We start from the raw sequence: 14351 nt of genomic DNA on the forward strand, positions 1-14351 counted from the left end.
AGCCAGCCCGCGACCTTGGGCCGGCGAGTCGTCAGCAACGGCAGTCGTCAGAAACCGCTTCAACTCCCTCCTTCACGCTGAGGTCAGCACTCATTTCTCAGCGCACGTAAATACTTAATACCATCCAGATCAATAGCAGACATGAAACATATTACCGAAAACTCGGCAGTTTCACCGGATCGATTGGGTCCTCGATTCGGCGTGCTCGTCGGCAGCTACGTAGCCGCGCTGATTGCGCCGACGCTTACTCTCTTCATTGTGGAGTATGTCGGCTTGCGCAGCAAAGTGCTTGCATTCGCCGTTCTAGGAACGATCGGTATTACTATCGGTTCCGGGACGGCATTCCTAACAACCGACAACGGACAAATAGCCTCTTGGCTGAACTCAGGTTGGGTAGCCTGGCTCTTCCCGCTTCTCGGACTCGTTCCAATGACGGCTTACCATTTTAGTGTCCTCGAGGTGGTCGCTTTCTATCTCATCGACCCGGCTTCCATCCCCGTGTCAAGTCTCGTCGGTGCGACTGGGTTCCTACTCGGGATTATCGCAGCTGTGGCAGGTGAGATTGCCATACTCACGGCTCGTAATCGGGTTGCGTCTTCCGCTATCGCATCCGAGAACGTCCTGATAGAATGGACTTCCAGGTGGCCGCGGGCTCACAGAATAAAAGTGCAGATATTCACCATGGTCACTGGATTGGTCCCAGTTGGACTACTTTCATTTTGGCTTCCTCCACATCTGACTGTGTTAACTGCTCTCGTTGTCGTCGTCACAGTATCTAGTACAACAAACACAGTGCTGTCTGATAGAGCCTATAAGCTTACTCCGGCTGGGTTAGAGCTTCGTCGGAGTGGAGGTGGAAAACTTGTCACCTGGCGCCAATTTATACCAAAGTCACAGATCAAATACGTTACAGTATCGGAGAACGATGTAATATTACATCGATCAGGTCTTTTACCGAGTATTCGATTCGATCGAAACGATCTCCGGTTTGATGACGAAGAAATCATCAATAATCTCGAAGAATACCTTGATAGACGATAATAAGGTGACACAGATTCGTTCCATAGCGTGATAACCCTGCCTCACGGAGCGTCTTCTTGCCCTGTGTTTTCGCCTCGTCGTCGCTATCACAAACTACGAACGCGGAGACAATCCGGGAAGCACGATCATCACGATGTGAGAAGAGTTCTATGACATCCTCCCACAACAGTTACTCGAGCAACGCGGTCGGCTCGAGCGACTGCGACGGAGACGCGAGCCAGTCGGGTCGCTCGCCCTCGTCGTTGATCGCCAGCACGTCGGCGATCCGAAGCCAGTCGTCGTCGTCGACGCGTGCGGCCACGTCGAGCCGGACCACGGTTCCGGATCCGACGTCCTCGTCGCCGTCGATCGGCCGCTCGCGGGGCTCGAGCCCGACGCCCGAAACTCGCGTCTCGATCGCGTCGCCGTCGCCGAACCCGAACGATCGCACCTCCGCCTCGAGGTCGGCTTCGACGGCGGTGACGGACTCCGGACCGGCGGTCAGCATCGACCGTGCCGAGCGAAACGACTGGGTGACGCCGACGTGAACCCGCCGCTCCCGGCCGCCGTCGCCGTCGACGACCAGCGTCCGAACCAGCCCGCCGTAGTAGCCGGCCGGCCCGCGCGGTGCGGTCTCGAGGACGATCGGCTCGCCGGGCCGGAGCGCCTCCGCGTCGGTTTCAGCGCTCGAGTCAGGATTGACTGCGGTGGTACCGACCGGAAACGCACCCGCACCGACGACGGCCTCGTCGATGGCGATTCGCAGTCGATCGGGCGTCAAAAACTCGGGCTCGGACCCTGCATCGGCGCTCGCAGCGGTCGCGAGTCGACCGTCGACCACCGTCGCGTCGGCCAGCACCGACGCCGCTCGCCGAATGCCGGCGCTCGCCGCCCGCTGGGCGGTCGCGATCCGTTCGCGCTCGCCGGCCGTCTTCATCGCTCGCGCCCGCTCGAGCGCGTCGGTCGACGCCAGTTCGAACCCCCGTCCCTCGAGGTAGAGCGCGGCGTCGTGCGGAACTCGCGGCGGCGCGAGAACCGCGCCCTCGAGGCCGCGCTCGGCGAGCGTCGCGGCGAGGCGCTCGGCGGGATGACCGCCGGCCCCGTCGGCCGCCGAGCGGACGAGCCACTCGCGCTCGACGCCGTCGTACGCGACTGCGGTGACGCCGCCCGCCGGCGTCGGACGGGTGTACTGAATCCCCGGATCGCGGTCGGTCCCGGCGTGAACGAACGCGGTCGCGTCGTACTGCTCGAGCGCGTCGGAGAGAGCGGTTGCTGCGTGGTCACGTCGCTCGCGGGCGAGGTCGACGGTCGCTCTCGAAGCGGCGGGGTCGGCTGATCGGTCGCGCTCGAGGCTGCGTTCGTTCCCGCCGGTCACGGCGCTTCGGCTTCGGCCTCGAGTTCGTCGGCGTCCGGTTCGTCCATCGGCTCCTGGGCCAGTTCGATCAGTTCCTCGAGGGTCGAATCGGTCAGCTGATTCGTGAGCAGGACATCGATCGGCAGCGTGGGCGCGCCGTCGACGAGGTTCTCGAGGAGGACGAGCCGCTCGCGGGCTCGAGACATGCCGACGTAGAAGACGCGGCGTTCGTTGTCGGTCAGAACGGGAACGGGTGAGGAGGTCTTGGTGAACTCCTCGCAGCCGGGGATATCGGTGGGATCGTCGACCGTGGCGACCATCTGCTCGACGACCTTCTCGGTGAGGTCGGTGCCGACGAAGACGTGGTCGGCTTCGCGACCCTTCGCGGAGTGGATCGTGCCGACGCGGACGCGGTCGGTGTCCATCCCCTGGTACTCGCCGATCGCGAAGTAGGATCGGACGCTCTTCTTCTGGAAGTTGGTGACCTTCCGGAGCATGTCCGAGGCGGAGGCCGGACCGGGCATGAAGGGCGCGTGGTCCTCGACGACCTCGGCGGGGATCATGAGTTCCTCCAGGTCCTCGATGCCGGCCGCTTCCTGACGCTCGTCGATCTCGTCGAAGAGGGCGTCGCGTTCGTTGGTACCGAAGGCCGAATCCTGCAGCATGTCCGCGAGTCGGCGGGCCTGCAGCCCGGTGACATCGTCACCGGCGTCGATCGCTTCGACCGCGTAGACGTACTGCGTGAGTCGGTCGGTCCACATCCGCTGGTCGGTCAACGAGGTGAAGGGGACGCCCTCGGTGATGAACTCGTCGATGAACTGGAACATCTGGTAGCGCGCCCGGAACAGCACCATGATGGTGCCGTCGCCCTCGACGAGCGCCCGGCGGACCATCCGAACCACGTCGAGCATCGACGCGTTCGTTTTCGCCTCCACGGCTCCACCTTCCGTCCGCGGCTTGAGGTCCTTGTCCTGACGCTGATCGATGTGGCGGATCTCCTTGTTGACCGCGTTGAGGACGTTCGACGGCAGTCGATAGGAGTTCGGCAGGATGACGTCCTCGTCGACCTCCTCCTCGAGCAGGAGTGCGGGGTCTGCTCCCTGCCAGGAGTAGACGACCTGATCGTCGTCGCCGGCGATCAGGACCTGCTTCATGTGGGGTTTCCACTCCTGATAGACATCGTACTGCAGCGTGGTGATGTCCTGAAACTCGTCGATCACCAGGTAGTCGACGCTGGGCAGCAGCGAGCGTTGCTCGACTCGCTCGAGCATGTCCGCGAAGCCGATCTTCCCTTCGTCGCCCTTGTAGGTGCGCCAGGCGCGAATCGCTTCGGGGATGTCGATCCGGTCGTCGTCGCTGGGCCAGGTCGGGGTGTACTTGTTGCCCTCCTGGGCGTTGTCGTCGATCTCGGGCGGGAGTCGAACCTCCTCGTCGTCCCACTGGAAGGGGACGTCGTGCCAGTCCGAGACATCGCGGCTGGTCCGCTGGAGCCACTGGCTCGTCGCGATGATCTTGTTCCCGATCGTCGTCGACCGGGCGGTCCGGCGGCCGGCGCCCGAGTACTCGTCTTCGTAATCGATGCCGTACTGGTCGCAGAAGTCCTCCTTGTCGGATTCGCCGATGACGTCGGCTCGGGAGAGATCGAGCAGTTCGTAGGCCTTCGCGTGCATCGTACAGACGTTGCCCTGCAGGGCGCGCGGGCTCTCGTCGAGGCGGTCGGCGAGGCGTTCTCGAATCTCCTGCGCCGCCGCTCGCGTATACGAGACGACGAGAATGTCCCGGAAGGTGACACCGTCCTGCTCGAGGATATCTTCGACGCGGTCGAGAAGGGCGGTCGTCTTCCCGCTTCCCGGACCGCCGAACAGGCGGGTAACCGTCGTGTCCGTCGTGGTCATTGTAGCCAAACAGGAGCGCGATACCTATAAGTGACGTGGGTTTTCTTCGACAGAAACGAGCGGTTATGGATCGCGCGGCGAGCGGGCGTCTCGGACGTTAGCACCGTCGCGGATCTTGTCCTGACAGTCCGGACAGACGCGCGGATCGTCGACGCCTCGCGGGGTGAACACCCGGGCGTATCGTTCGGTGACGAACGCGCCGCAGTTCTGACATTCCGGCATAGTTCTTCTCACTACGAGATGACCGGTAACAGGTTATAATTGTGTCGAATCTCGTGTGATAAAAACGGAGGGGCGTGGACGGGGATCGCAGGGGGTTCGAAGCGTCAACGACCGGGACGAGTTGCGACGATACCGTAACTCGGCCCCGTCGGTGTGCGATGGATCGAAGAACGTGTACGACGGTACTGACTCCCGACAGTGCGGGCCCTTACGTCGCAGGTTCCCAGCCGCAAACGGTACAGGAACTGGCGGACGTATCGTGGAGACCGCCACACTCCGGACACTGCTTCTTGTTATACTCTTGGTCCCACCCTACTTGTTCGACCGAGTGACCGCGATCGGACAGGAATTGATCGATGACGTCGTCACCGGCATCACTGGGTGAGGTTGCCATAGGTGTGTGAATGCACACCATGCTATTAAATCGTTGGGTCGGTGAAGATCCTGCCACCTCCGCGAGACCACGCGTCGTCGCTGCGACGACGGAAGTAGCAGCCTCCCAGACGACGGAATCAGCCGCCCGCCAGCGCCGACGGATGAGACGGTCTAGCGTACCGATGTCCCGGCAGAATCGTCGGGCGGTCGCGATTGCTCCGGAACTGACTAACAACAGTCCGTCCGAGAGCATTCGACCCGCGCCCTTTTCTCGCTCTCGGCCGAACGGTATCGTATGAGCGACCTGCGCCTCGACGCGACCCAGCTCGATCGCTACTCGAGACACGTCATCATGGACGAGATCGGTCCCGAGGGCCAACAGCGGCTGCTCGAGGGGAGCGTCCTGATCGTCGGCGCCGGCGGACTCGGCTCGCCGGCAATTCAGTATCTCGCCGCGGCCGGCGTCGGTCGGCTGGGAATCGTCGACGACGACGTCGTCGAGCGCTCGAACCTGCAACGACAGATCGTCCACGGCGACGCCGACGTCGGTCGGCCGAAGGTCGAGAGCGCCGCCGACTACGTCGACCAACTGAACCCCGATATCGACGTCGAGACCCACGAAACTCGCGTTACCGCGGCGACCGTCGAGTCCCTGGTCGCCGAGTACGACATCGTCCTCGACGCCAGCGACAATTTCGCGACCCGCTACCTGCTCAACGACCACTGCGTCCTCACCGAGACGCCGCTGTTTCACGGCGCGATCTACCGGTTCGAGGGGCAGATCACGTCCTTCACCAACGACCGCAGCGGTGACGGCCGCGGCGATACGGACGGAGACGAGACGTCGCCGCCGTGTTACCGCTGTGTCTTCCCCGAAGCGCCCGAACCCGGGACCGTTCCGGACTGCGCGACCACGGGCGTCCTCGGCGTCCTCCCCGGCACCGTCGGCTGTATCCAGGCCACCGAGGTCGTCAAATACCTGCTCGAGAAGGGCGACCTGCTCGAGGGGCGCCTCCTGCTGTACGACGCGATGGACATGACCTTCGAGGAGGTCCCAGTTCAGCCGAACCCGGCGTGTCCGGTCTGCGGGGACGACCCCGAAATCGAATCGGTCTCGGACGTGGCCTACGAGGGCACCTGCGAGATTTCGGCCGACTGAGACGGTCTGCTGTAACGATGTACCGGCGCGACCGCAGGCCGGATCGCAGTCGCGCCGGAAATGACTGACAGCAGTCCGTATGAGCGTCTCGAGACCCGATCGGAGTGAGGGGCTCGGAAAGCGAGCGGTGACGACAGTTACGGCGTGCCGACGTGGCGGCGTCTGCCGTTCAAATAGACGATTGCCGAGAGCCAGAGCGCGACGATGAATCCGTAGACGCCGTCCCCCGACGGGTTCGCCGACTCCAGAACCGTCGCTAGCAGAGAGACGAGCGCGTAGATACCCAGCGGCGCGCCGACGTACGCCCAGTAGTTGGGCGTCCAGTCCTGCTCCATTTTCCGGACGCACCCCGCTTCTCGGAGGGTGACCGCGTCCTCGAAGAGCGCGACGGCGGCGACGACGGAGAACGGGACCAGCACGAACAGCGCCAGCACTGAAAGGGCGAAGCCGGCACCGCCCTCGGGCTGAACGCCGAACACGTAGAGCAGTACCGCTGGAGCAAAGAAGATGTACGCGGCGACCCACCGCCACCAGCCGGAAATATCGCCGTCCGAGTTCGCGGTCACTCGCGAACGGGCCCTGTCTCGAGCGCGATCGACCCGGGTGGCCAGCCAGTCACCGACGTAGGCACCGATCGCCCCCGACAGGGCGAACAGGCCGACGACGATCGGGATCGCGACCGGGAGCAGGACGACGGCGATCACGGTCCGCCACCCGGACAGGGACCACGCGAGATCGAGCATGTGGGCTATCACCCGGAGTACCGCTGGGACGGAGCCGACCACGCCGGCGACGGCCCCGGCCCGGTGGCTCGCGGCCGGTCGCTTACCGTAGCGATAGCCCTCGATCGGGCCGACATCGTCGTTCTCCGCCGATCGGTCGCCGTAGTGGAGGCCGGCCAGCAGCCCGGCGGCGAGCACGGCGGTCCCCGAAACCGAGGACGGCGCGGACTCCCACGAGAGGGCGACGGTGAACGGGATCGAGGCGAGTCCGAGGAGGACCGCCGCTCGAAACCACTCGGCGGTCAGGTCCGCGAGGGTGTTTCGAATCGGGGACATTGTCATTTGTTTACTGTCACTATCCGCTCGATAGTGAAAGTGTTCCTGATCCGAATCGCCGTCGATTGGGCGACCGGGCGCACGCCCGGCGGAGGATCCCGAACTCGAGCGCCCACTGAACTCGAGCGTACCCGGAGATCGCGTTCAACGGCTCACAGCGAAGCGACCGACGCTCGAGCGGGCCACGGCCGTCAGTTCCAGCGCGCCGGCGAGCGCGAGACAGGAGACGAACGCGGTCGTCCCCAGCTTACCGCCCGCACCGGCGAGGGCGGGAGCGACCGCGAGGTAGACGAGTCCACAGACGAGGCCGGCACCCGCGACCTGCCCCGTGGTTTCCAGCCGTTCGGCGCTCGACATTCCGACGAACGAGGCACAGAAGGCGACCGCGGCCAGCGTCGGCCCCAGTTCCGGAAGGATCCGTGGGAACCCGACACCGGCGACGACCCCGACCGCGGCGGAAGCGACCACCGAACTCGTCTCGCCGCGAGTGCGGAGCAGGACGGTCGCGACCGCAGCGACGACGGCGACGGCACCGATCACGGGGGCGAGTCGCCACTCGAGCGAGCTCCCGGCGGCGTAATCGACGTCCGTCAGGAACACCGCCGAGAGACAGCCGAAGAGCGCGATCGTACCGTATTTGCCGCCGAAGCCGCCGAACGATTCGGCCGTCGCGACGAACGCGAGCCCGGCGAGGAGTCCCGCCAGCGCGACCCCCTCGAGCGAGGGGAACACCGCCGGCGAGGCCATCCCGACGAACGACCCGCAGTAGGCCGCGCCGTCGATCCGCGGGAGCCCGAGGCCGACGATCAGTCCGACGAGCGCGGACGCGAGAACCGGGCCGAGATCGGCGTGGACGCTCAGCCCGTAGGTGAGCACCGCCGCGGCCGGGACCGCGAGCGCGTCGACGGCATCCGTGCGATCGAATCCGGTCGCATCGAACTCCCAGCCGGCCGTCTCGACCGTCCAGAGGCGGTGGCACTCCATCGCGGCGACGACGGTTCCCGCGAGAACGACCCCGAGCTGGACGCTCAACAGTCCGGTTGAAGGGTCGGTCGGCGCACGAACGGCACCGACGAACAACGCGGCGGGTGTCACGACCAGCGCGAGGTATCCAGCGATCTGAGCCGGCCCGTACACACCCCGACTCGTCCGAGGGGAACCGAGAGTATTTCGATTCGAAATCGGGAGCCGGCAGCGACTCGACACCAGTTCGCCGTCGCGGAAGTACGAGAGTCAGATGGCGTGCCAGGCTGCGGTGGCGACCGCCTCAGCTCCGCAACAGGCCGCCGTCGATCGGGATTTCGGTCCCGTTGACGAAGCTCGCGTGCGGGCTCGAGAGGAAGGCGACGACGTCGCCGAGTTCGCGGGGCTCGCCGAGGCGATCCATCGGAATGTCGCTCGCCAGTTCGGTCAGCCCCGCCTCGTAGTCCTCGTAGGTGCCGCGCTCGATGCCGGACTCGACGAGTTCCTCGATCCGGGCCGTCTCGATCGTCCCCGGCAGGACCGCGTTGGCCCGAACGTCGGGCGCGAACTCCCGCGATATCGTCTTGACGAGGCCGATCACGCCCCGTCGGACCGAGTTCGAGAGCAGGAGACCGTCCGCGACCTCCCGGACCGTTCGCGAGGTGATGCAGGTGATCGTTCCGTACTCGGACTCGAGGAGGTGCTCGTGGCACTCCTCGATCGTCCAGACGACGCTCATCACCAGCAGGTCGTAGGCCTGATACCAGTCCTGTTCGTCGGTCTCGAGGAAGGTCGTACTCGGCGGGCCGCCCGAGGAGGTGACGAGGTGATCGAGCCCCCCGAACGCGTCCACCGTCTCGCGGACGAGCCGGGAGACGTCGTCGGGGTCCGTGAGGTCGGCCCGGACGGCGAGCACGTCGCCAGCCGCCGTCGATTCGAGTTCATCGCGGGCGTCCTCGAGTCGATCGGCGTCCCGGCCACAGATCGCGACGTTCGCGCCCTCCTCGGCGAGCGCCTGCGCGCTCGCGAAGCCGAGGCCGCTCGAGGCGGCAGTCACCAGCGCCGAGTTGCCGTCGAGTTCGAAGTCCATACTCGTGGCGACGACCGGGGCGTACAAATCTCTCGGGGAGCCGGCAGGCGACCGATACGCGAGGACCTGTATCGGATGCCGGCCGATCGGCACGGGTGACGGAGCGATCACTGCGGGTGACGGCGATCACTGCAATCGGGACGCGCACACTACACCCGCGAGCGTCCGCCGAAAGCGAGCGGCTACTCGCGACTACGAGAGGTGGGCGGTGACGTCGGTCGAGGAGACCATCCCGATGTAGTCGTCGTCGACGACCGGGAGGTGTTTGATACCGTACGTGGTCATCATCGCGGCGATTTCCTCCATGTAGAGATCCGGGGCGGCAGTCTCGACGTCGGTCGTCATCACGTCGCCGACCTGCAACTCCGAGATGTCCCGGCCCTCAGCAACGGCGTCGAGGACATCTGTACTGCTGATAATCGCCCGCGGCGAGGTCCGAACGACCAGTGCACTGATGTCCTTTCCGCGCATCCGCCGTGCCGCTTCCATTACCGTTGCATCCTTCGAAATCGTCTCTAGGGGCGTTGACATCACATCTTCGACGGTGACTCTGTCGTCGGCACTCATATCCGTAAGCACGGACACGGGAGGTATGACGTTTTCCGTCGAGTCGGCAGATCGCGACTCGACGAACGGTATCCTCCCGGTGAGCGGTTCCGAGGAACCGAAGAGTCAACAGGAGATAGAAGACGGTGGAGCCCCTCGAGGACGACACAGTTGAAGCGATACCCATCCATCCCGCGCGTCGAGAATGCGCCCCGCGAGCTCTTCGATGACGGGCATCTCTGGCTCCTCGAGAAAGTCGACGGAGCGTTTTTTCGGTTTCAGTTACAGCGGTCGGGACTCGTCCGCTTCGGCGATCGAAACCGGTGGTATTCGGATCCGGGCGCGATTCCCGACCCGTACCACCACGCGGTCCGCCACGTTCGGGAGCGTCTCGACCGGGACGCGCTTCGACGCGCCGTCGACGACGTCGAGTCGATCGTCTTCTTCGGCGAGGCGATGCACCGGCACGCGATCGAGTACGAGTGGGACCGCACCCCGTCTGTCCTCGGGTTCGATATCTGGGCTGACGAGAACGGCGCGTTTTACCCGCCCGATACCGCCGAACGGATCTTCGAGCGGATCGGGCTTCGGCCCGTGAACGCCTTCGAACGTGAGCGACACACTCGAGATTTCGACCCCGAATCGTACACCGTCCCGCAGTCGAACTGGTACGACGGGCCCGCTGAAGGCGTTATCATTCGGAACAAACGGGGACAGCGGGCGAAGCTACTCCATCCCGCGCATCGAGACGGCGAGGAAACGACTCCGGTCGACGCGTCCGCTCCGGAGCTGGCCGCGACGTACGCGACGCGCCAACGGATGGAGAAAATCGCGAGGCGACTCGAGGACCGCGAACGACCCGTGACCGTCGAGGCCGTCCACGAGCGCGTCCTCGAGGACATCGTTCGCGACGCGCACAACCGGCTCTATCGCGGGAGCGGAACCGTCGAGATGGACCAGTTTCGATCGGAGGTCGGGCGGTTAGTTCGACAGTTTCTCGAAAAGCGCTTCGAGTAGTCGCACAGTTCGCAGCGACGAAAGACGGTTCATACGGTCTGTTGTAAGATGTACCGGAGCAACCGTAGGACGGGTCGCGGTTTCCGGAACTGACTGACAGCAGTCCGTATCACTCGTGGTGGCGAACGCGGACCATTCCCTCCGAGGTCACCCCGACGATCAGCGGCGTCGATATCTGCCGACCGGTGACGGCCGACCCCGCGGCATCCCCGACGACTTTCATCAGATCCGGCGCGGTGTGATCGACCTTGACGCCGGCCTCGTCGCAGGCGTCGTACACCATCTGGGGCACGTCGTAGAGGTCGGTCCCGGCGGGGACGCGAACGCGGACCGGCGCGCGAAGCGCCTCCGCGAAGGCGACGGTCTCGCGGGCCTTCGACACGTTCTCCCGGGCGCTGGACTCGATCGAGGAGACGTTCGCCCGCGAGGTCCCCAGCGACTCGGCGATATCGGCCTGCGAGACGCCGCGTTCGCGCAACGCGAGCACCTGTGCCTGCCGGTAGGTCAGGACGCTGGTCTCCGGATCGAACCCGATCTCCTCGAGGAGTTCCTCGACGTCGTCGATCACGACGACTGCCCTCCCCCGAATCCGCAGGCTCGCGTGTGCATAGTACTATACTATAGCTTTCGGCGGGATCAAAGCTTCCCCGGTCTCGACACTGGGCTGGCACGGTTTCGGCACCGGACTGTGGGGTTTCGACACTGAATTGCCACGATTTCGGTACTGGACCGCCACCGTCTCAGTCTGCGGCCGAGATCGATCGGCACTCGGAAGAGGACGGAGCGAATCCCGACGCCGGTCGTTAGTCGGCCGATTGGCCGGGTGCGGTGTACTCGTTTTCGGTCGCCGTCTCGGTCCCGGAGCGACGCGCCTGCCGGAGCAGCGAGCGGACGAATCGACCGACGTTCGCGGGACCGTCGTGCGGTCCCGGCGAGCGGTAGGAAACGATCAGCGACCACATTACCGCGACGCCGAGCGAGCCGACCGCAGAGAAGCGCATTCCCATCGTCGCGTACGTGACGGCGTAGACCGCGCCGATCGTCATCGACGGAACGCTCGAGGCGAGCGGGATGTTCGCGGTCACGTCGCGCACCGTCGGTGCGAGGAAGACGATCGAGAGGACGCTGCCGGCCAGGAAGATCAGGTCTTGCCACATCATACACGCCCTAACTCAGTTATGAGTAAATACTTCTCGGTATCGAATCCGGCTCGTCGTGTTGGCCGAACCGTATATAGTGGTCGGGAGACAGACGGCGAGCATGAACGTTTCCGCGGCCGCCGAGACCTCTCAGGACGTCCTCTCGGAGATTCAGACCGCAGTCATCGGCGACCAGCAGCGCTTCGAGACGATTCTCACGGCCATCGTCGGAGGGGGCCACGTCCTCCTCGAGGACGTGCCCGGGACCGGGAAAACTCTGACGGCGCGGACCCTCGCGACGGCGCTCGACCTCGAGTTCAAGCGGATTCAGTTTACGCCCGATCTGCTGCCGGCCGACATCACCGGCACCCACATCTACGACGAGCAGGCCGGCGAGTTCGAGTTCGAGGAGGGGCCGATCTTCGCGAACGTGGTGCTGGCCGACGAAATCAACCGCGCGCCGCCCAAGACCCAGGCCGCCCTGCTGGAAGCGATGGGCGAGAAACAGGTCTCGATCGGCGGCGAGACGCGCGAGCTTCCGGACCCGTTCTTCGTCATCGCGACGCAAAATCCCGTCGAGCAGGAGGGGACCTTCCCGCTGCCGGAGGCACAGGTCGACCGCTTCATGGTCAAGACGACGATCGGGTACCCCGACCGCGACGGCGAACTCGAACTCCTCGAGCGACGGGCGAACCGAAAGACCCGGACGCCCGACGTCGGCAGCGTCGTCGACCGCGACGCGGTACTCGATCTCCAGACCGTTCCCGAATCGGTCGGCGTCGACCCCGAGATCCGGGCGTACCTCGTCGACGTCTGCCGGGCGACTCGCGAGGACGAGCGCGTCGAAGTCGGTATCTCACCGCGCGGCCTCCAGCGACTATTCGAGGCGAGTCGCGCTCGAGCGACGATCGCGAGCCGCGATTACGTCGCTCCGGAGGACGTCCACGCGGTCGTCCACCCCGTACTGGACCACCGCATCGTCCTGACGACGGAGGCGGACGTCCGCGACGTCGACCCCCGTTCGATCGTCGAGGGCGCGCTGAACAGCGTGCCGGTTCCCTCGATGAGAGACTGAGCGGCACCGACGACACCCTTCGCGACCGCCACATCTCCGCTCGTATGACCGTCGAGTGTTCAATACAAGGGAGCCACGTCTCACACCAGACCAGTCAGCCGGCATGTGGTGGCGCGCGCTGGGCCGCGGCGAATTGCGAGGCCTGAACGGAGTGAAGGCCTCGATACTGTGAGCGGTGACCGGAGGGAACCGCGAACGGATTGAGAGCCGCGGCCTGAAGCCGTGCGAGGGATGAGCGAACGAACGGAGTGAGTGAGCGAATCGGCTGGGGAGGGCGTGGCTATTCCCTGTTGCCACGGTAGCAGGACACTTTGTACATCGAACTCACTACCGAACGCTCTACTCAGTAAGCACATCGAGCTAGTGATGAGGCGAAAAGGATCGACCAAAAACGGCGACGGCTCAGTACTCGAGGGGCCAGCGCTCCGCCTCGAGCCCCGCGAGCTCGTCCGAAACGCCGTCGGCGAGCCGGTACTCGTTCCCCTCGCGGACGACGGATCCCTCGCGCTCTAAGTGCTCGAGGTGGGCGTAAGACTCTCCGGGGCCGTGGAGGATGTGGATGCTATCGAGTTCGCCGAACAGCTCTGCACTAACGGTCCACGTATCACAGGGCCCCGTTCGGTCGAGGGCGTCGAGCACCCGCCAGGAGCGCTCCTCGTGGTGATCGATGATGTACTGCGCCCGCCCGGTGGGGTCGTCGATCGGATCGCGGTGGCCCGGCCACGCGCGGTCGTAGTCGGCCTCGACCATTCCTCGCAGCGCACGGAGGTACTTTTCGAGCGGCCGGTCGACGCGGACGTCCGCGCCGCCGACGTTCGGCGTATATACCGGCAGGAGCGTATCGCCGGAGAAGACCACCCGCCACCCGTCGATCTCCGCCTCGAACATGCTGAGGCCGGCCGCGTGGCCGGGCGTGTGAACGACCTCGAGTTCGGTCCCGTCGACGGAGAACGTCTCGCCGCCCTCGAAGGTGGTGACGGTCGGCGTCTCGACGGTCGTCTCGTCGTGGACCATCCGCTCGAGGAGGATCTCCTGTTTGGCCTCGGGCATCCCCCACTCCTCGAAGTAACGCTTCTGGCGGTCGTACATCGCGTCCCAAGCGTCCTCGTCGCCCTCGATGAGCGCCGCGTCGGCGGCGTGTGCGTACACCTCGGCACCGCTTTCGGCCTGAATCTCGCCGGCCAGTCCGCAATGGTCGTGGTGCCAGTGCGTGAGAAAAATTCGGTCGACGTCGCCGAGTTCGAGTCCCCGATCGGCGAACGCCGCCTCGAGTTGCTCCCGAGTCGTCGGCATCCAGTCGCCGGTATCGATCAGCACCGTTTCGGCTCCGTTCGCGAAGAGATAAGCGTTGTTGTCACCCTCGAACGCCGAGTTCGACAGCGAGATGCGTTCCATGCACCCACATCTCACGCGAACCGAGAAAACGTTGTCTGAAGCG

General features: G+C 64.9%; 15 protein-coding genes. 4 read left to right on the plus strand and 11 right to left on the minus strand.

Annotated elements, in window-relative coordinates; all coding sequences use genetic code 11:
- The first annotated feature begins 141 nt into the window (after positions 1 to 141).
- A complete protein-coding gene (locus tag LDH74_RS14895; RefSeq protein ID WP_226039497.1) occupies positions 142 to 1041 on the plus strand; it encodes a hypothetical protein in 900 nt (299 codons plus the stop codon).
- A gap of 169 nt (positions 1042 to 1210) precedes the next feature.
- Here LDH74_RS14895 and LDH74_RS14900 read toward each other — a convergent pair whose 3' ends face one another.
- The 4 genes from LDH74_RS14900 to LDH74_RS14915 form a co-directional block, all read right to left on the minus strand.
- Positions 1211 to 2395 (minus strand): peptidase M24, encoded by a 1185-nt coding sequence (locus LDH74_RS14900; RefSeq protein WP_226039498.1) that lies wholly within the window; start codon positions 2393 to 2395, stop codon positions 1211 to 1213.
- A complete protein-coding gene (locus tag LDH74_RS14905) occupies positions 2392 to 4269 on the minus strand; it encodes an ATP-dependent helicase (protein WP_226039499.1) in 1878 nt (625 codons plus the stop codon). Before LDH74_RS14905 ends, LDH74_RS14900 begins: the two co-directional genes overlap by 4 nt.
- A gap of 63 nt (positions 4270 to 4332) precedes the next feature.
- Positions 4333 to 4491: a hypothetical protein gene (locus LDH74_RS14910; RefSeq protein ID WP_176548162.1), complete on the minus strand. Its 159-nt coding sequence runs from the start codon at positions 4489 to 4491 to the stop codon at positions 4333 to 4335.
- A gap of 208 nt (positions 4492 to 4699) precedes the next feature.
- Positions 4700 to 4885, minus strand: a complete 186-nt coding sequence (locus LDH74_RS14915) for an HVO_0416 family zinc finger protein (RefSeq protein ID WP_226039500.1) — start codon at positions 4883 to 4885, stop codon at positions 4700 to 4702.
- Between the two features lie 276 nt (positions 4886 to 5161).
- Between LDH74_RS14915 and moeB the strand changes: the two genes are divergently transcribed.
- Positions 5162 to 6025: a molybdopterin-synthase adenylyltransferase MoeB gene (moeB, locus tag LDH74_RS14920; protein WP_226039501.1), complete on the plus strand. Its 864-nt coding sequence runs from the start codon at positions 5162 to 5164 to the stop codon at positions 6023 to 6025.
- A 137-nt stretch (positions 6026 to 6162) separates the two neighbouring features.
- Here the strand turns inward: moeB and LDH74_RS14925 are convergent, their stop codons facing one another.
- The 4 genes from LDH74_RS14925 to LDH74_RS14940 all read right to left on the minus strand — a co-directional run bounded on the left by LDH74_RS14925 (position 6163) and on the right by LDH74_RS14940 (position 9703).
- Complete coding sequence (locus LDH74_RS14925) at positions 6163 to 7089, minus strand: DUF5518 domain-containing protein (protein ID WP_226039502.1); 927 nt, start codon at positions 7087 to 7089, stop codon at positions 6163 to 6165.
- Between the two features lie 138 nt (positions 7090 to 7227).
- Positions 7228 to 8220: a hypothetical protein gene (locus LDH74_RS14930; protein WP_226039503.1), complete on the minus strand. Its 993-nt coding sequence runs from the start codon at positions 8218 to 8220 to the stop codon at positions 7228 to 7230.
- Positions 8221 to 8350: 130 nt separating this feature from the next.
- Entirely contained in the window at positions 8351 to 9136 is a 786-nt protein-coding gene (locus LDH74_RS14935) for an SDR family oxidoreductase (protein ID WP_226039504.1), read from the minus strand.
- Between the two features lie 192 nt (positions 9137 to 9328).
- Positions 9329 to 9703 carry a CBS domain-containing protein gene (locus LDH74_RS14940; protein ID WP_226039505.1) on the minus strand — a complete coding sequence of 125 codons (375 nt, stop codon included), beginning with the start codon at positions 9701 to 9703 and terminating at the stop codon, positions 9329 to 9331.
- 150 nt (positions 9704 to 9853) lie between these two features.
- Between LDH74_RS14940 and LDH74_RS14945 the strand changes: the two genes are divergently transcribed.
- Positions 9854 to 10699, plus strand: a complete 846-nt coding sequence (locus LDH74_RS14945) for an RNA ligase family protein (protein ID WP_226039506.1) — start codon at positions 9854 to 9856, stop codon at positions 10697 to 10699.
- Positions 10700 to 10808: 109 nt separating this feature from the next.
- On the opposite strand, the gene LDH74_RS14950 is transcribed toward LDH74_RS14945, so the two are convergent.
- Complete coding sequence (locus LDH74_RS14950; protein WP_226039507.1) at positions 10809 to 11267, minus strand: Tfx family DNA-binding protein; 459 nt, start codon at positions 11265 to 11267, stop codon at positions 10809 to 10811.
- A gap of 235 nt (positions 11268 to 11502) precedes the next feature.
- The gene (locus LDH74_RS14955) at positions 11503 to 11859 is read right to left on the minus strand and encodes a hypothetical protein (RefSeq protein WP_226039508.1); all 357 of its coding nucleotides are present in this window, start codon (positions 11857 to 11859) and stop codon (positions 11503 to 11505) included.
- Positions 11860 to 11959: 100 nt separating this feature from the next.
- On the opposite strand from LDH74_RS14955, the gene LDH74_RS14960 reads away from it, so the two are divergent.
- Entirely contained in the window at positions 11960 to 12913 is a 954-nt protein-coding gene (locus LDH74_RS14960) for an AAA family ATPase (RefSeq protein WP_226039509.1), read from the plus strand.
- Positions 12914 to 13315: 402 nt separating this feature from the next.
- On the opposite strand, the gene LDH74_RS14965 is transcribed toward LDH74_RS14960, so the two are convergent.
- Positions 13316 to 14308, minus strand: coding sequence for an MBL fold metallo-hydrolase (locus LDH74_RS14965; protein WP_226039510.1), 993 nt, complete (start codon positions 14306 to 14308; stop codon positions 13316 to 13318).
- Positions 14309 to 14351 lie beyond the last annotated feature (43 nt).

Origin of the sequence: Natrinema sp. DC36, from assembly GCF_020405225.1 — an archaeon.
In the GTDB taxonomy this organism is placed as follows: Archaea; Halobacteriota; Halobacteria; order Halobacteriales; family Natrialbaceae; genus Natrinema.